The 16,165-nt window shown below is 55.1% G+C and carries 16 protein-coding genes and 2 tRNA genes; 10 read left to right on the forward strand and 8 right to left on the reverse strand.

From position 1 onward, the window contains the following. Positions 1-1,008: 1,008 nt before the first annotated feature. The 3 genes from P0111_02855 to P0111_02865 form a co-directional block, all read right to left on the reverse strand. Positions 1,009-1,932: an endonuclease NucS gene (locus tag P0111_02855; protein MDF0642947.1), complete on the reverse strand. Its 924-nt coding sequence runs from the start codon at positions 1,930-1,932 to the stop codon at positions 1,009-1,011. Positions 1,933-2,219: 287 nt separating this feature from the next. Beyond that, positions 2,220-2,507, reverse strand: coding sequence for a hypothetical protein (locus tag P0111_02860; GenBank protein ID MDF0642948.1), 288 nt, complete (start codon positions 2,505-2,507; stop codon positions 2,220-2,222). Next, on the reverse strand, positions 2,495-2,983 hold the full coding sequence (locus tag P0111_02865) for a hypothetical protein (protein MDF0642949.1): 489 nt from the start codon (positions 2,981-2,983) through the stop codon (positions 2,495-2,497). The genes P0111_02860 and P0111_02865 overlap by 13 nt, the downstream gene beginning before the upstream one ends. A 746-nt stretch (positions 2,984-3,729) precedes the next feature. On the opposite strand from P0111_02865, the gene P0111_02870 reads away from it, so the two are divergent. Continuing rightward, positions 3,730-5,355, forward strand: coding sequence for a hypothetical protein (locus P0111_02870; protein MDF0642950.1), 1,626 nt, complete (start codon positions 3,730-3,732; stop codon positions 5,353-5,355). A 912-nt stretch (positions 5,356-6,267) separates the two neighbouring features. Next, on the forward strand, positions 6,268-7,341 hold the full coding sequence (locus P0111_02875) for a site-specific integrase (protein MDF0642951.1): 1,074 nt from the start codon (positions 6,268-6,270) through the stop codon (positions 7,339-7,341). A 14-nt stretch (positions 7,342-7,355) separates the two neighbouring features. Here the strand turns inward: P0111_02875 and P0111_02880 are convergent. Together P0111_02880 and P0111_02885 are read right to left on the reverse strand one after the other, a co-directional pair. Continuing rightward, positions 7,356-7,431 (reverse strand) — tRNA-Lys (locus P0111_02880). 117 nt (positions 7,432-7,548) lie between these two features. Further along, positions 7,549-7,625, reverse strand: a tRNA-Arg gene (locus P0111_02885). Between the two features lie 163 nt (positions 7,626-7,788). Between P0111_02885 and P0111_02890 the strand changes: the two genes are divergently transcribed. Next, a complete protein-coding gene (locus tag P0111_02890) occupies positions 7,789-8,283 on the forward strand; it encodes a hypothetical protein (protein ID MDF0642952.1) in 495 nt (164 codons plus the stop codon). A gap of 17 nt (positions 8,284-8,300) precedes the next feature. Here the strand turns inward: P0111_02890 and P0111_02895 are convergent, their stop codons facing one another. Beyond that, entirely contained in the window at positions 8,301-8,864 is a 564-nt protein-coding gene (locus P0111_02895) for a hypothetical protein (GenBank protein ID MDF0642953.1), read from the reverse strand. 287 nt (positions 8,865-9,151) lie between these two features. Between P0111_02895 and P0111_02900 the strand changes: the two genes are divergently transcribed. Beyond that, complete coding sequence (locus tag P0111_02900; protein MDF0642954.1) at positions 9,152-9,439, forward strand: HU family DNA-binding protein; 288 nt, start codon at positions 9,152-9,154, stop codon at positions 9,437-9,439. Between the two features lie 170 nt (positions 9,440-9,609). On the opposite strand, the gene P0111_02905 is transcribed toward P0111_02900, so the two are convergent. After that, positions 9,610-9,885 carry a MoaD/ThiS family protein gene (locus tag P0111_02905; GenBank protein ID MDF0642955.1) on the reverse strand — a complete coding sequence of 92 codons (276 nt, stop codon included), beginning with the start codon at positions 9,883-9,885 and terminating at the stop codon, positions 9,610-9,612. Positions 9,886-9,954: 69 nt separating this feature from the next. On the opposite strand from P0111_02905, the gene P0111_02910 reads away from it, so the two are divergent. The 6 genes from P0111_02910 to P0111_02935 all read left to right on the forward strand — a co-directional run bounded on the left by P0111_02910 (position 9,955) and on the right by P0111_02935 (position 14,319). Continuing rightward, positions 9,955-10,374, forward strand: a complete 420-nt coding sequence (locus P0111_02910; protein ID MDF0642956.1) for a hypothetical protein — start codon at positions 9,955-9,957, stop codon at positions 10,372-10,374. An 81-nt stretch (positions 10,375-10,455) separates the two neighbouring features. Continuing rightward, the gene (rfbC, locus tag P0111_02915; protein MDF0642957.1) at positions 10,456-11,043 is read left to right on the forward strand and encodes a dTDP-4-dehydrorhamnose 3,5-epimerase; all 588 of its coding nucleotides are present in this window, start codon (positions 10,456-10,458) and stop codon (positions 11,041-11,043) included. Between the two features lie 112 nt (positions 11,044-11,155). After that, positions 11,156-11,581, forward strand: coding sequence for a rubrerythrin family protein (locus P0111_02920; protein ID MDF0642958.1), 426 nt, complete (start codon positions 11,156-11,158; stop codon positions 11,579-11,581). A gap of 101 nt (positions 11,582-11,682) precedes the next feature. Further along, on the forward strand, positions 11,683-12,954 hold the full coding sequence (locus tag P0111_02925) for a heterodisulfide reductase-related iron-sulfur binding cluster (GenBank protein ID MDF0642959.1): 1,272 nt from the start codon (positions 11,683-11,685) through the stop codon (positions 12,952-12,954). After that, positions 12,951-13,541: a DUF3501 family protein gene (locus tag P0111_02930; GenBank protein MDF0642960.1), complete on the forward strand. Its 591-nt coding sequence runs from the start codon at positions 12,951-12,953 to the stop codon at positions 13,539-13,541. Before P0111_02925 ends, P0111_02930 begins: the two co-directional genes overlap by 4 nt. Before the next feature lie 25 nt (positions 13,542-13,566). After that, positions 13,567-14,319, forward strand: coding sequence for a 6-carboxytetrahydropterin synthase (locus P0111_02935; protein MDF0642961.1), 753 nt, complete (start codon positions 13,567-13,569; stop codon positions 14,317-14,319). A 250-nt stretch (positions 14,320-14,569) separates the two neighbouring features. On the opposite strand, the gene P0111_02940 is transcribed toward P0111_02935, so the two are convergent. Continuing rightward, positions 14,570-16,075, reverse strand: coding sequence for an ATP-binding protein (locus tag P0111_02940; protein MDF0642962.1), 1,506 nt, complete (start codon positions 16,073-16,075; stop codon positions 14,570-14,572). Positions 16,076-16,165 lie beyond the last annotated feature (90 nt).

A 16,165-nucleotide genomic window follows, 5' to 3' on the forward strand; every position in this document is an offset into this window, starting at 1 on the left:
GGGGCGATGTATCCAAGGGTTGGGTCCACGTTGTTGATACCGGGAAGGATGGGCGTAGTTGGCGCTGGTTGTGTCACGATTAGGACGCTGTTTCCACCCATCGGGCGTAAGCCAGTCGCATACTTGTAACAGTTTGCTTCAGTGGTTGAATCCACATTATCGAATGTCTTCCCGGCACGGTGGATACAGCTCTTGTAGACTTCATGACCGCCTAACAAAGCGGGGTCCCACCAATACTTACCCGCTGGCGACGTGCATCCGCTGAGGACCAGCCCCACGAGAAGCACTAACGCCTTCGTATCCACTTTATAAGGTCCTTTCGTTCGACCACTGCGTAATAGATGACCATCCCAACGTACAGCGTAAACGAAATCGTCGCTATCCAGAACAGGGTATTGACGACGAAGGACATGCCTGAATGATAATCATACGCGCGGACGAGACGCAATCCCTACCTAGTCAGACCGCCCGCCCATTAGAAGGCCTCTTATTTGGGGGCACTCCCACCGTCTTCATGTTTATGCCTGGCAGTCTTGACGTTCGAAGCGCTTGCGTTTCGTAATTAGAGAAACTACCATTTTGATATGACGCTGATATTAACGCTCGTGCTGTGTTTAGCAACGTGGGGCTATGTGTTCGGTGAGGAAACGAGAGAACAGCAGAAAGAACGAGCAATCAGTGATGGCCTATATGCACTTTGTATGCAGAGGGTAGGATTTTACTGCTAATGGGCTGACGTTGGAAGCACTAATAGAGAGGGAATTACGTCTCCAACAGCACAGCGACGGGTGGCTTGCTATTCAGAAACTGATACGTGAGTATTTTCACCGAGCTGCACACGAAAGGTGCTCGGCTGAACTGGGCCGAGACTGGCGTCCTGTTCCTCCGGTAAAGAACTGGCCTATAACAGTGGACTTCCCGGACTGATGAAGCCATACTAGTGTTTCTTCAATTTAAAAGGGTAGATCAAAACGCCTAAATGCGCAGCGGCATCAGAGTCTTTAATCGTTACACTTTGACCAATTTGAAGCTCACCTGGTAGCGATAAAAGGCAACATTACGGATCATGGACAAAGCACGACGGATTCGTTGATCATCAATGTGGGCTATGATTACTCCCAGCACTAACTGACCGTCCTCGGCTAACTCCTCTTGCACGAAACTCATGTAGCGAAGGGTCTGACCTACCACGGCGTCACTGGCGCGGCCTTTCTTTAGCTCTAGTACCAATAGTCGTTTCTTGTCTTTGCTTATGGCAAGAATGTCGAGTGGGCCGGTGTCCGTTTGATACTGTTGTGCTTTCACCCCTTCTTCTTCGTAGATATCGTAGTCCTTTCCAAGTTCGGTATACGCCCAGTTCTTAACCAGAAAGTCCTCAAGGTGTTCCTCCAAAGCGAAGGAAGAAGGGTCTTCTACTGAGGGATCAGTCGAAATAAGTTTCGGTGAGGATGCGCCGCCAAGCAACCTTTCTATTTCCTCATGATGCTGTGAAACATTACTTACCGTACCGATTGAACCAGTGGAACGCTGCAGTGCCTCGCTCATGGAAGCGCGATCTATGACTACGTTAAACCATGAGACGGGACGCCGGTGAAATAGGACCTTATCAGGCTCATAATAGTAATCGCCTGTCACTTCTCCGACCCGATACTTGCCTGTTCCATCAGGGCATAGCACAATGTCATCTCGTTTGATGCCTTTAGAGACGGTCCACAATGCACCACAAGCAAGGCCTGCACTAATCTTGGTCTTGCCTGGATGAGCGGCTAGATAAATAGGAATGAACTCCCTATTAAATGCACGCCATTCGTCAGGGAGCTTCTCGCGGAGGTCTTGTGTAATGCCGAAATCAGTACCAATAAAGTTTCCAATGAAGCATTCCTGAGCATAGGCGCTACCTTGTCCCAGCATGACACGATAAAAACTTTTCACTGCAAGACATCTCCGTTGAATACTTTTCTAAACATGTTCTAGCCCAGGGCATACTCCCTGATGCCCGATGTCCACATGCTGAAGAAATACGCTAAGCATCAAGCGGATTAGGATCATTTAGCATTGGTATGTAGGGATTTTCGACATGCACGTATTTAATAATGTACCCATTTACTTTGAGCTACGAGTAGGATAATAGCCGCAAAGAAACTGTCTTCCATCAGTAATTGACGCTCACGATCTAGCACTAGCAATATCACTAAAGCCTGGAAATTCCAGATGGGTGCTTACTCTTCATCACTTCTGTCAAGTAAGGCCGCAACGCGAAAAACTTTTAGTTTGCCGATGGACCGGGCGTCGCCTTCGTCTCCAACTGCGAAAACCTTGATGTCGCCGTCCCAAGTATCTACGACGTACACCATCTTGCCGCTGGATGTGACCTTAAATCGATGAACATAGAAGTATGTCGAGAGACAGCAACCGATCATAACAGCTGTCAACATAGCCGCTATCGCCCAATGACCAATTTTCATCGATTCGTGCCTCCTTACATGAAGAAGCTTCAGTCGAGCCATGGGGTTCTTCTTAAGCGGTGAATTCTTACCAACCCCGAACACTTGTCTGAGCAGTACTTCTTTTTTCCGTGTTCGAACAGGAATAAACTCCCACAAGATTTCCGTCTGCACTTGCGAATCGGATACTGCCCTTCCATGAGTGCTAGCAATAACGCGGCTTCGTGGATTTCATTCCGTCTGCTAAATCTGCAGACAAGATTCCCTGTCTCAGCGAATTTGACACGAAAACCATAGACATCGATGGGCATCCCGCTCCGAAGCTTTGTAATCGCCCCGCTGAGATACTTATAAGCCATCTCTGCTTTTTGGTCACCCAACTCGTAGTCGCCGATCTGTTCCTGCAACATTTTCGATAACTCTTCGCGCACTTTTTCAAGGCCGTCGCGAGACAACGGGGCGAGCGGGCCGGGATCGCCCAAGGTAAAAACCCATTTGAGAAATCTCTCATGGCGGCCCAACCTCTTATGTTGAATCATTAGTCAGTCAGATATGTAACGACTTATACAAACAACAGTTACACATAGCATGCGTACTTATCAAGCCTGGTAAGTGCTTAGAAGCCTGAATATATAGGGAAAACAGAGGGATGGCCCGTCCCAAGGGGTAAGGTATACACATCGCCCGTTGTATCTATGTCGGCACTTTTTGTATCGGTACCAGAATAAGGGAGTTCCTAATGTCTCAAGTTGCACACGGCATTGGTTCCAAGATTTGTCCAGAATGTGGTCATGCGGGAAGGCCGCTTGATGCTCTATTCTTCTTGGAATCAGCGGCCATGCTGATTCCGATGACGCTATTCCCGCTTAGGAAGCTCCTGTCCCCTCTAACGCTGAGTTCCCTTAGCTCTACGACAACTATCGTCCGACAGTCGCTCTAGCCTATGGATACAAATCAGAAATCTACCTTAGGGGCTGAATTGACAGGACGGACCACGTTTTTCTAATTCGAAATCTTATGTCAACCAGCGAGACTGCCAGAGATTACTAACAGCTAGGTCGATCGGGTTGGTGATGATCGGATCGTACATTCTTGAGGGAGGAGGTGACATATGACCTAAGTCGCACGATCCCTTCGACACTGAGTTCCTCTCTGACGCATCCCGGAAATTTACTGCACAACAACTGAAGGGAGGAAACGTGAGCCAAATTACCCGCCGATTGTGCACGTCTAGGCCCACTCGTGTCATAGGATTGCGAGCATCGTGACTGGTAACCAGAAGCCCATGCGACCTAAAGATGAGGACTCAGCGATTCGCACATTTCGGAAGCAGGTTCGTCGGATACTGAAAAGGGGGCATGACTTCAGTTGGGTAGATAATGAGGACGATATTACCGAGTATTTGAGAGCGGTTCTACAGCAGATAGGAGATTTCTATCGGACCGCCGAGGGTGTCCCGCTTTTCTTCCGTAAGCAAAATCGTCGTCTGTATGAGATTAACTCGCGGCCAGAGAGCGAGTTCAGTCACCTCGTGACCTTCCTGTCAGATCTGAGTTCTAAATTGGCCACAATCTTGCGCTGCGTGGATCGCTTGCGAGCTGATATTTCGCAGAATGCCGAGATTGTCACCGTACACTCCCTTGCCTATAACAACGCCGATGCTAGCGTCATTGCAGTGAACGACTTCGGCGGCGGTATGTGGCATCGGAAACGCGGGGGAGAATGGGAATGGAAACCAAATGGCTCAGAAGGAATTATCTTCTGGCTTCCGGTCAATCATGTGGAGCCCTGGAAGCCAGAAATAGTGGAATCCGATGAGCTAAGTGCATTGGATTGGTTGCTTAAACAACCACACTTTGCTGAAGATACGCTGACCATCGAAGATCAACAGTTACTCCTTTGTGTGTTGTTTCTGGCTCCGCTCTTTCCATCAAGAAACAAGGTTCGACCGATCCCCGTGCACTTGGGAGGTGGGAAAGGCCGCTCCTACGACACTGGGAAGACCATGACCGGAAAGATGATTGGGGCAGTTTGGGCTGGCAGTGCATTCGAGCCTACTCCCGTTCGACGTGCAGGAGACCGGGGAGAGGAAGATTTACAGCTTACGTTGATGAATCAGCCCTACGTTCTACTGGATAACGTCGATACCGACCTCAAATGGTTAAATGACTTTCTCGCGACCTATGCCACAGGAGCACGGGCCACGAAACGGATGCTGTATCACGATACGGACGTGGTTCACATCGACTACCGGGGTCGCCTAACAATCACGAGCCGTGACCCAAAGTTCAAACGTGAAGACGTGGCATCTCGTCTGATCCCCCTTCGGTTTCGTCCGATTGAGGATCATGAAAGGAAAGAGGAGTGGGATTTGCTCGCGCCGGTCTTAGATAAGCGCAGCCAAATCTGGGGCAGTATTTTGACGGTGGCTGGTAAGACGCAAGATGCTCTACCAACATTGATTCCTCCACGGCTACCAGGGCGGTTGGCTGATTTCATCCATTTTGGTTGGGTTGTCTCAGCCGTGAGAGATAAATCAAGTGCCTGGGAAGAGATGGCTTCCCGGTTGCGAGTGGCCCAAGCGGGATTTGTGATCGACGACGAGCCATTGTTTGCCATCCTAGGAACCCTTCTGACGAGAGATGACATCAGGGACATCCGAACCTCTGACTTTTATGCATTGGTTCGGACAACGGCACAGGGACTAAAACTTGAGTGGCCAAGAGACGCGGCCTCCTGTACGAGGAGGATTAAAGAAGTTAAGGAATTGATTGAGGGTAGGTTGGATGTACAGATCACTCTGAGAACGTTAAATGGGCACAGTCTCGTCTCGATTGAGCGAGGGAAGACCTGGCCGAAGGAAGAAGAGGTGAGCGAGGTGACCGGGTATGATGCTTCTTTAATGAGTTAGAGGTAGTTAAATTAATGAGTTTACCTATTTGGCGGTCACTTCGATCACTTATGCGTCAACCCTAAGCCCAGAGGCCATCGCGTGTCTATCGGCGAGAGGAAGGCCCCTCAAAAAGGAGGTCTCGAACATGCCAGCGTTAAACAATGAGGTTGGAAGGTAGTGTCCGAGCGAGACGGTTTCCACGACCTAGCTTCCAGTGAGCATGAGAGTTCAAATAGTTCCAAGAGTGGCTACATGCCTCTCCGCGAGGCGGCACGGTGGGCGGGGGTGTCGCCAAAAACGATGCAAAGATGGTTCGCACGAGGCTTGGCGCATTACCAGGCCGGACCGCGTGAGAAGGTACTAGTACGGCGTGAAGATATAGACGGGTTTCTTCTCAAGAATATAGTGCGCGGGGGTATAGGGGCAGCGACGTAACTGTTAAGGACGGGGCGAAACCTACTACTTGGACTTGGGGAGTAGCCCCTTCCGTTCGAGATCCGCGACATGCCCTCTAAGAATATCCAGGACATAACCGGGGAGGCCCTTTCCTTCAAGCGCGGCAGCGGCTCTGAGTTTCCGAGCAAGATCTCGCGGGGTTCCGCGTAGATAAAGAACCGTAGAGTTCGTTTCGATTTTGGAATGAGGCATAGGGTGGACGATATCATGGCATGTACGAACTTGACAAGCAAGCGATGATTATAGTGTAATCAATGCTAGCAAAGCAATCATTTAGCGGGGTGACAGATGGGGCTAGTAAAGCGGGCAGCACAGAGAAATGGATCGAGGTACTTTGTTTACTATGTGCAGTTTAACGTTCGAGAGACTGACGGAAGACTATACCTGGACAAGCGAGGTAAACGAAGGCGATGGTCGGCGGGTCGAGACAAGCGTCAAGCGCGAGCCCAGGAAGCTATAGTTAGGACCAAGCTGTTGCATGGGTGGGAAATTGCACCAGAACAGCCCGTGGTGGTAACGCTGCGGGAGTTTGTCGAGAAATGGAAGAAGGGAGCCAAGCGGGACCTGGCGCAGAGAACATACGCAAGCTATGAACAAATCCTCGATCTTTACATCCTGCCTGTGTTTGGGGACCGGGACATAAAATCGCTAGCGTGGGCTGATGTAAAGTCGCTGCTCATAGAGAAGCAGCAGCAAGGTTATAAGCACAGTAGAAAGGGACAAGAGAGAACTATCCGAAGGTCGTACAGTTCAAATACTCTCAGGTTAATTCGGGCTACGCTCTCAACCATTCTAAGCGAGGCTGCTGATCAAGGGATCACCTCAACAAATCCGCTCATCGGTCAGCGGCAGCGACGACGAGGAGGTAAATCAGCCGTGCCGGAAGTCCGAGTATTGAGTTGGGAACACAAGCAGCAGTTCGAGACCAAGCTGGATGAATTAGAGGGGGCGGGCCAGTTATCACCGTCGTATTCGGCACTATTGTTTTTGATGCTCCATACGGGACTACGTCCTGGAGAAGCGCAGGCTTTGAAAATAGGGGATATTGATTTTCAAAGCGCCCGACTCCGTATTGAACGTTCAGCCACTGTAGGTGGTCTTGTCAAAGGCACGAAGACGGGGGAGCCTCGCTGGGTAGATCTTGGGCCGAAGACCCTTGACCGGCTGCGGAAGCATCTCACCTGGGTTGAGGCTGAGGCCATTGCCCATGAGCGGGAAAATGAGTGGCTCTTTCCTTCAGAAACAGGAACCTTGCTGGATGATCGTCATATTGCTAGATCTATGCGGAGCGTTCTGAAGAAAGCTGAGCTACCCGCGTTTAGCCCTTACGATCTTCGGCATACGTACGCAAGCCTTCTTCTCTCGCAGGGAGTGCCATTGCTGTACGTTGCACAGCAGCTAGGCCACGCGAAACCCACGATCACGCTAAGGTACTATGCTCGATGGATTCCTAGCGGTAATGCTAACCATGTCGGTCTCTTGGAGAGGACACCAGTACGGACACCAAGTAGAGTGTCCGTTGAGGTAAGTTCGTCAGGCGTAGTGTAAGTGATTGATTATTTTGGTGGGCCGTGTAGGGGTCGAACCTACGGCCCGCTGATTAAGAGTCAGCTGCTCTACCAACTGAGCTAACGGCCCCACCGGATATTCGATATTCAATTGTCGCCGAACTGTGCCCGGACGCTTGCCGGCCACCGACGGATCTGCTGTTCCCACGAACGGGCGTCAGAGCTCCGAAGCGGGTCGAGCAAGGGATGGTGCGCCTGACAGGATTTGAACCTGTGGCCCTCAGCTCCGGAGGCTGATGCTCTATCCAGCTGAGCTACAGGCGCTCCCGCAAGCCACAAGGGTCCACCATAGCATAGGAATTTGAAAAGTGTCTAGGTGCAGGAGTACAGATTAGAACCCACAATTTTGCAGGAACCCATAGGGCAGGAGCACCTCTTCTCCCGGCGTCGGCCGTGACAGTCTGATCTGGTGCAGGGCCGCCGCCTCATGGCCTGCCATTGTCTCTTCCTCTTTCCGGAAGGAAGCTGGGAGGCGGCGAATCGGAACGAATGTCTGGACCGAGCAGGCGCCGAATGTCTGAGCGTGTTCTTCGACGGGAATTCCCATGGATCGGCAGGTCAACGGCCGGTTGTCGTAGAGACGGCAGAGGCCTTTGGCACTCAACGCGGGACATGGAGCGCTCTGCAGCCGGGCGACCAATCGATCGACTTCGGCATCGGGGAGCTGATCGATGAACGGCGTTTGTCTCAACGAAGGGGACGCGATCTCGAGGACGGCGGTTTGCTCGGCGGCGATCCGCTGAATGTCCTCCCGTTCATGCTGTTCGAGTCGGGCGAGCCCTTCATGGAGAGCGTGGACATCGAGCACGGTAATGGCGAACGGGCCGATACAACAATGGGAACAGCCGGCTCGACAGGGGATTGCTCCGAGCAAAGCAGCCTCGGCCCGTTGAAACCAGCCGTCGGTCCGGCGCTGGAGTGACGTCGAAAGCGTGAGCCTTATTCCTCTTCGGACATGGGCGCTAGATCCACGATCAGTTCGCCCTTGGGAGAAAAGAATCCTTGATCGTCGACTTCGACGATTCCGTTGCAGTTTTCTTGGTAAAATTCAAGGATCCAGCCGTTGAAATCGTATCCCTCGTCCGTGATGTCCGCCTGATCGATCCGCGTGGTCAGCACGAAACGCGACCGCTTGAGGGATTCCGCCACGAGCGAGGCTTCGATGGCGTCGTGGGCGTTCAGCACTTCCAGGAATTGATCGCGGTCCTGCTCGAAGGCCTCCTTGTAGGTGCCGCGGTCTCTGAAACAGAAGACTTGAATCGGTTTTCTGGCCTTATCGTATCCTAGGGACACTTGGACCCAGGCCCATTCGTCCAGGGCCGCTTCGTCCACCTCCGGCGGCGTGATCGGCAGCTGCCCTCTCGATTTCAAGAATTCGATCAAGAGCCGCAGGGGAGGCGAGTTTTCCTTCTGACAAAACACACGTGAGTAAAGGAATTTTTCTGCCGAGACCGCTGTCGCCGGCTGTGCCGAGGCCGGTAGAATGGGAAGCTCTTTACCCATCGGAATTCCTCAATAATGTATCAGAGATCGCAGCATCATCTGCTTATCGTACGGAGTACTGTACGATGCTTGGTCTCGAAACTGCAAGAGGAAGCTGGTGGTGTTTCCCTACGTCTGGAGCGTGTTTTTCCGGTTGACAGCCAACGGATGCTTGGATAGACTCCCGCAGGTTTTCGCCGCTTGAACGTGTCACGACGATTCGTCTGCCACATTTTTTTCGAGTCCAAGCGAAGTCAAGAGAGGCGATTCACAGTCCACCACTTTTCGTCCTTAAGGAGGTTGCTCGTATGGCTAAATCAATGACCAAGTCGCAGATTGCCGATCACCTGGCTCAAAAGTCAGGGCTGACCAAAAAGGCGGCTGTTCAACTGCTGGACGATTTTGCCGCCTTGGCCTATCGCGAAGCAAAGAATGTCTTCACCGTCCCCGGTATCGGCAAGCTTAAGTTGGCCAACCGGAAGGCGCGCATCGGCCGCAATCCTCAGACCGGCGAGGAAATCAAGATTCCGGCCAAGCGCGTGGTCAAGTTCCGTGTGGCCAAGGTGGCGAAGGACTCCATCCTCGGCAAGAAATAAGCCGCGAATATCGCTCGGATCTCATCTGGCTTGATCTCGGGCAGGAGAAGAGGGGCCGGCTCCCAAAGGGGCGCCGGCCCCATTCTTTTGGCAGGCTGTTGAAAAGGCATTCTGGCGGCGTTCTCAACTGCCGGCCCGTGTGATCGAGGGCTCCCCTGCCTCAACCTGCTTCAGGAATGGGTGGGGCCGAGACCGCTGCCGCCGAATCCGTCGTGTCCGACCAGCCGAATGGCGTCTCCGTCGTGGACCAGCGAGTCGTCGCTGGCGATTCGCTTGTTGATCGTGACGAGAACTTTCTTCTCTCGGATCAGCTGCAGGAGGTGGCGCAGCTGTAAGCCCTGGCGTTGGATCACTTGCCGGACCGACATGGGCGCGGCGAGTTCGACGGCAAGATCCCGTTCTCCGTCCACCGTCTGCAGTTGTCCCATCAGCGAAATCGTCACCATGTGTTTCGAGTACTCCTTCCCCGTACCGGCGTTGACTCCGCCCCGCTTGCCGACGATAATGCCCTAGCCATGCCGTCGTTGGATGTCCAGCAGCCCGGTATGCCGGACCTGCAATTCGTTCTCTTCGTCTCCGCGCTCTGCACGTCCGATGTCCAGACAATCAACGTGCCCGAGCCGGTTCGCCGAGCCATCTTCGATCGCTGTTGGGCGCTGGTCAATGCCGGCCCTCCGCCTCAGGACCCGAAACAACGGGTGCTCGATTTACGGGACGGCACGGAATTGACGCTCGATGCCTGTATCGCCACCATCCGGTCGCTCTTCTCGGAGGCTGGGATCACCAGATTGGTCTGGGACAATCCGGTAAGTGAACCGAGCAGGGAGAGCACGCCCGCCGCGAAGCCGTTGATTGAGCGGCTGGGGCGATTGTACCCTGAGCGCCCGGACATCGTCGATCCCCCGGCGGAACCGCCGGTTCCCGATCCTCGCTGACGGTCATATAACGGTAGGGACTCCCATGTGCGCGAACCAATCCAAGATTTCCTGTCCAAGATTCCGTGAAGGCACCATCCCTTGCCCTTGCGCGTAACCACCATCGACATTCCCGGCCTGTTGGTGCTTGAACCGGCGGTCGTTCGAGACCACCGGGGACTCTTCGTGGAAACCTACCACGTCCAGCGTTATCAGGACGCTGGCATTATGGAATCGTTCGTCCAGGACAATATTTCCCGGTCGGTGCGGGGGACGTTGCGCGGGCTGCATTTTCAGGAGCCTCACGCACAGGGCAAGCTGGTCATGGCCGTGGAGGGAAGCGTCTACGATGTGGTGGTCGACATCCGCGTCGGGTCCCCGACCTTCGGACGATGGTACGGCCTCGAATTGTCCGATCAGAACCTGCGGCAGATCTACATCCCGACCGGGTGTGCGCACGGCTTCTGCGTCACGAGCGAAACCGCAATCTTCCTGTACAAGTGCACGGACTACTATTCGCCCAAGGATGAGCACGGGGTGCTCTGGAACGATCCGGCGCTGGCGATCCCCTGGCCGGTCACCAATCCGATTCTGTCCGCAAAGGACCGGCAATACCTTCCGTTGGCTCAAGTGAAGGACGAGTTGCCGTTGTACAAGGAGACCGAGTCCAGAGGCGGGGAAAGGCGTTGATCCTGCCTGGATGGCTGCGCTATCTTATGCAAGGTCGACATATGACATCGGCATTTGGCGGTGGCGGCAGAGCGTCACAGGCGTCTCTCGATCGAACCAAGGAGGCTGGGCAATGGGGAAGAGTTTGAATGGAACCAAGAGTCACGACAATCTCAAACATGCATTCGCGGGCGAATCGCAAGCTAACCGCCGATACCTGTATTTTGCCCGACGGGCAGATATCGAAGGCTATCCCGACGTCGGTGGACTGTTTCGCGACACGTCGGAGGCGGAGACGGGCCACGCGTTCGGGCACCTGGATTTTCTGAAGGAAGTGGGCGACCCGGCCACCGGCGTGGCGATCGGGAACACCGAAGCCAATCTGAAGTCCGCCATCGAAGGGGAGACCTACGAGTATACGCAGATGTATCCCGGCATGGCGAAGACGGCGCGTGATGAAGGCTTTGCCGAGCTGGCCGAATGGTTCGAAACCTTGGCCAAGGCCGAGCGGTCGCACGCGAATCGCTTTCAAAAGGGACTCGACAGCCTCAAAAGCTGAACGTGTGCTTCGGCATTCGACCGCTGGGTTCACCGCGGCACACCACGAAGGGGGTGTCGCAGTGACGCCGGTGGGCTGATCGGCGACCTGCCTGTGTGTCCATGAAAGCCCTCAGTCTCATCACTCCCGTCGATCCCGTCAAACTGGACAGGGAAACGCTCAGGATCTATGAGATATGCGAAGGCTGCCGGCGCTGTTTCAATCTGTGCCCTTCCTTCAACACGCTCCTCGACCGCATCGACAGCTACGAGGGCGCCGTCGCCAAACTGACGCCGGAGGATCACCATCGGGTGGTGGACGAGTGTTACTACTGTAAACTCTGCTTCAACCACTGTCCGTACACGCCGCCTCATCAGTACGATCTCGACTTTCCCCTGCTGATGGTGCTGTGGAAGAAGCGGTTGGCGGCGGAACGAGGCGTGCGCTGGCGGGACCGCCTCTTGATCATGACCGACCTCATCGGACAACTGGGGAGTCTGACGGCCCCCCTGACGAACCGTCTCCTGGAAAGCAGGCTGGCTCGCCGCCTGCTCGAACTCATCCTAGGTGTCCATCGAGAGCGGCACGTGCTCCATTTTGCGCGCGAGACATTTCCCGTTTGGTTCGGCCGGCGTGGGGTGCCGCCTCGACCGGCCCCGATCCGCAAGGTGGCCCTGTTTTCGAGTTGCTTGGTGAACTACCAGGCGACGGATGTCGGAAAGGCGACGGTGCAGGTGCTCGAAAAGAACGGGGTGGAGGTGGTGTTGCCGGAGCAGCGTTGCTGTGGCATGCCGAGCTTCGACCTTGGCGACAACCGGGCGATCGGCGTCGCCGCACGGGCGAATGTGGACTCGCTCTATCCCTGGGTTGCACAGGGCTACGACGTCGTCGTTCCGACCGTCAGCTGCAGCCTCATGCTCAAGCGGGAGTATCAGGAAGTGATCTCCGACGAGAAGACGAAGCGGCTCGCCGAACGAACGTTCGACATATGCGAATATCTGATGAAAATGAAAAAGGACGGTCAGCTGTCGACCGATTTTAGACACAAGCCAGGACGCGTCGCTTACCAGGTTCCCTGCCATCTGCGGGACCAGAACATCGGGTTCAAATCCAAGGAATTGATGGAATGTGCCGGCGCGCAGGTCGACGTCATCGAGAAGTGTTCGGGACATGACGGGACCTGGTCGGCAAAAACCGAATTCTTCCCGCTTTCGCTGACCATCGCCGCCAAAGCCGTTCGGGTCATCGAGAAGGCTCCGGCCGACGTGATCGCCTCCGACTGTCCTCTGGCGGGCCTGCAGTTGGATCAGGCCGGCGCGTCGGCCCACGTCGGGGGGAGAGCTTCGCTCCATCCGATCCAGATTGTTCGTGACGCCTACGGGTTACCCAAGTGAAGCGGTTGATTCAAGAGGATATTCTCTCCATTGAGGAGTATGAACGGCAGCGGGAGCGGTTACGGTCCGGGATCATCGAACTCAAGCGCCGCCGGCGGATTGCGCTCGGACCGGTCATCACGCTGGTCTTCGAGAACCGCGAGACGCTGCAGTTCCAAGTCCAGGAAATGATCCGCGTGGAACGTATCATGGATCCGCGCAAGATCCAGGACGAGTTGGACGTCTATAACGAGCTGTTGCCCTCACGCGATGAGCTCAGCGCCACCCTCTTGATCGAGATCACCGAGGAAGCGAAGATGAAGGAGTGGCTCGATCGATTCATGGGACTGGACCAGGGCGAGAAGCTGGCTATTGCGAGCGGGGCCGAGCGGGCCGTTGGGCTGTTCGAAGGGGGCCATAGCCATGAAACCAAGATCAGCGCAGTGCATTTCGTGCGGTTCCGTCCGTCGGCTCGATTGAAACGTGCCTTGGCGGATCTGCGCCAAGCCGTCACCATCGTGGTCGATCACAACGGGTATCGAATGGACGTACCCGTGCCGGGAACCATGCGGGAAGAATGGCTTGCCGACTTGCGCGAAAGCCCGTAATTTTGATAACGCACAATTCACAACTATGGCTCCCGTTCTCTTGACCAAACGGATCGAATTCGCGGCCGCGCACCGCTATTTCCGGCCCGAATGGGACGAAGCTAAGAATCGCGCGGTATTCGGGCGCTGCTTCAACCCTCCCGCGCATGGGCACAATTACCTGCTCGAAGTCACCGTGTCGGGCGACGTGGATCCCCAGACCGGCATGGTCATCAACCTCTTCGATCTGAAGCGCGTGCTGCTGGGGATGATCGAGGAGTTCGATCATAAGAATCTCAATCTCGATATGCCGTATTTCGTCGACCGGATCCCCACGTCGGAGAACCTGGCGCGAGTTCTGTGGACCAAACTCGAGTCTCAACCCGATATCGGCACGCTGCACGCCGTCCGGCTGTATGAGGATGAGGATCTTTTTGCCGAGATCACGGCTGCCGGCGGGTTGGATACGGTCAACGTCACCCGGCGCTATTCCTTCACAACGATGCAGGAAGACAATCAAGGCCGGCAATGGGATTGTTTCGTGACCGTTCAAGGACACATCGACCCCGTCACCGGGATGGTTACCGACATTGCGGTTTTGAATCGGTTGGTGGAGGAGCATGTTCTCGCGATGTTGGACCGACGGGACCTTCGCGAGGTCTTTGCACGGAACGCCGTAACCGGGCCGTCTCTCATCGAATTCATCTGGACCTCGCTCGTCTCGCGCATCCCCTCAGGGAAGCTCGTCCATCTGCAGCTCGTTCATTCGCGCGATCTCTCCTTCAGTTACTCGGCGTGATCCAACGCATCGGGCGATCGGAGATGGCGCAGACGGTGCGTTGCTCGCGTCATCGCACTCCCGCGCTCTAGCTGTAGGCACGCACAGCTGGCGTCACCCGAACCGCTCGCAAGCGATCAAGAACGGATCAACTGGATCCGTGTCCCGTGACCATCCGAGGTACGGAGCGCGGCCTCCAGCCTGGCGTGATGCTTCAGCGACTGTGCTGCGAAGCCAATGATCGGCGCGACCATGCCGAGTCGCCTGGTCTCTAGCGCGCGGCGCCGGGCAGGAGCAGTTCGTGAACCTTTTCGATGAGGGTACTAGGAAGGAACGGTTTCTGAAGAAACGGGACACCATCGGCGACTCCGTTGGCCTGCAGCGTGTCCCCGGCGTAGCCGGACATGTACAGCACTTTGGTCTCCGGCCTCATAGCCTTCACGCCCTCGATGAAGGCGGCGCTCTTCATCCGCGGCATGATCACGTCGGTAATGACCAGGTCGCATCGACCCTTCAATGTCTGCAGTCGCTGAAGCGCTTCGATGCCGTCGACCGCCGACAGCACATGATACCCCTGGTCCTGCAAGATGACCGCGATGAGTTTTCGGATGCTCTCTTCGTCTTCCACGACCAGGATCATTTCTTGAGCGACGGACTGGTGCGCGTCTTTTTTCAGCGGTGCAGTTTCGGTGGTCGATCGTTCGACACGCGGGAGGTACACGCAGAAGCGGGACCCTCGTCCGAGCTCGCTTGTGACTTCGATGTATCCCTGGCTTTGCTTCACGATGCCGTAGGCGGTGGCCAATCCCAACCCGGTTCCCTTATCCGGCCCCTTCGTCGTAAAGAACGGCTCAAAAATACGGGACATCGTCTCGGCGCTCATGCCGCATCCCGCGTCCTGTACCACAAGCTTGACATAGGATCCGGGTTTGGCACCTGGATGCAGACGGGCGAACTCCTCGTCCAACTCCGCATTGTCGGTTTCGATGTTGAGCAAGCCTCCATCCGGCATCGCATCGCGGGCATTTAAGACCAAATTCATGACCACCTGTCCGAGCTGCACCGGGTCGGCGAGGGCATGCCCCGTATGGGGATGAAGGACGACGACGGTCTGAATCTGTTCGCCGATCAGCTGTCGAAGAATATCTTCCATCTCTCGGATCGCTTGGTTGACGTGAAGCTCCTTTGGCTCGAACACCTGTTGCCGGCTAAAAGTCAGGAGCTTCTTGGTCAAGGCCGCCGCCCGCATACCGGCCTGGCTGATCCGTTCGAGTTCTTGCCTGGCCGGGTGTCCCCCGAGCTGCTGCAGGACGCGGTGGGCATGTCCGATGACCACCATCATGAGGTTATTGAAATCATGGGCGATTCCGCCGGCCAGCCGGCCCACGGCTTCCAGCTTCTGCGACTGACGCAGCGCATGCTCGGTTCGTTTGCGCTCGGTGATATCGACGATCGTTTCGATCACGTGGGTCCGACCGTCGGCCGTTGCGGCCTTGGACCAATGGATCAGGAGGTGCTTGTCGCCGGGGAGGGCCACCTCCTGCGACACGACCGAGTCCGTGGCCAGCGCCTCCGGCATGCGACAAAAGATACAGGGAGAAGTGCAATCGGCGAGCTTCTTGTAACAGGCTTGACCGGCGATGTCGCCGAACTTCTTGAAACCTGTCTCATTTTGAAACTGGACATGATACGTCGCCGGGTCGATGACCGTCACACTGACCGGCTGGGAGTTCAGCAGCGATCGAGCGTCGTACTGTGGATGCTTGCTCGGTGACATAGCGGGAAATGGCCGGCGAAATGATGCCGTGCTTCGACATTACTATACGGTGGTATTGAGTCAAGAAAGTGGCGGGTTTTTAGATGAGGG

It is taken from the genome of Nitrospira sp., assembly GCA_029194535.1.
Taxonomy (GTDB): Bacteria; Nitrospirota; Nitrospiria; order Nitrospirales; family Nitrospiraceae; genus Nitrospira_C.

Excerpts from the sequence above, each read along its gene's own strand:
- P0111_02860 (MDF0642948.1), bottom strand. The coding sequence starts at position 2,507 with ATGGCTCGACTGAAGCTTCTTCATGTAAGGAGGCACGAATCGATGAAA.
- P0111_02865 (MDF0642949.1), bottom strand. The coding sequence starts at position 2,983 with ATGATTCAACATAAGAGGTTGGGCCGCCATGAGAGATTTCTCAAATGG.
- P0111_02870 (MDF0642950.1), top strand. The coding sequence starts at position 3,730 with ATGCGACCTAAAGATGAGGACTCAGCGATTCGCACATTTCGGAAGCAG.
- P0111_02890 (MDF0642952.1), top strand. The coding sequence starts at position 7,789 with ATGGCCTGCCATTGTCTCTTCCTCTTTCCGGAAGGAAGCTGGGAGGCG.
- P0111_02895 (MDF0642953.1), bottom strand. The coding sequence starts at position 8,864 with ATGGGTAAAGAGCTTCCCATTCTACCGGCCTCGGCACAGCCGGCGACA.
- P0111_02900 (MDF0642954.1), top strand. The coding sequence starts at position 9,152 with ATGGCTAAATCAATGACCAAGTCGCAGATTGCCGATCACCTGGCTCAA.
- P0111_02905 (MDF0642955.1), bottom strand. The coding sequence starts at position 9,885 with ATGGTGACGATTTCGCTGATGGGACAACTGCAGACGGTGGACGGAGAA.
- P0111_02910 (MDF0642956.1), top strand. The coding sequence starts at position 9,955 with ATGCCGTCGTTGGATGTCCAGCAGCCCGGTATGCCGGACCTGCAATTC.
- P0111_02920 (MDF0642958.1), top strand. The coding sequence starts at position 11,156 with ATGGGGAAGAGTTTGAATGGAACCAAGAGTCACGACAATCTCAAACAT.
- P0111_02925 (MDF0642959.1), top strand. The coding sequence starts at position 11,683 with ATGAAAGCCCTCAGTCTCATCACTCCCGTCGATCCCGTCAAACTGGAC.
- P0111_02935 (MDF0642961.1), top strand. The coding sequence starts at position 13,567 with ATGGCTCCCGTTCTCTTGACCAAACGGATCGAATTCGCGGCCGCGCAC.
- P0111_02940 (MDF0642962.1), bottom strand. The coding sequence starts at position 16,075 with ATGTCACCGAGCAAGCATCCACAGTACGACGCTCGATCGCTGCTGAAC.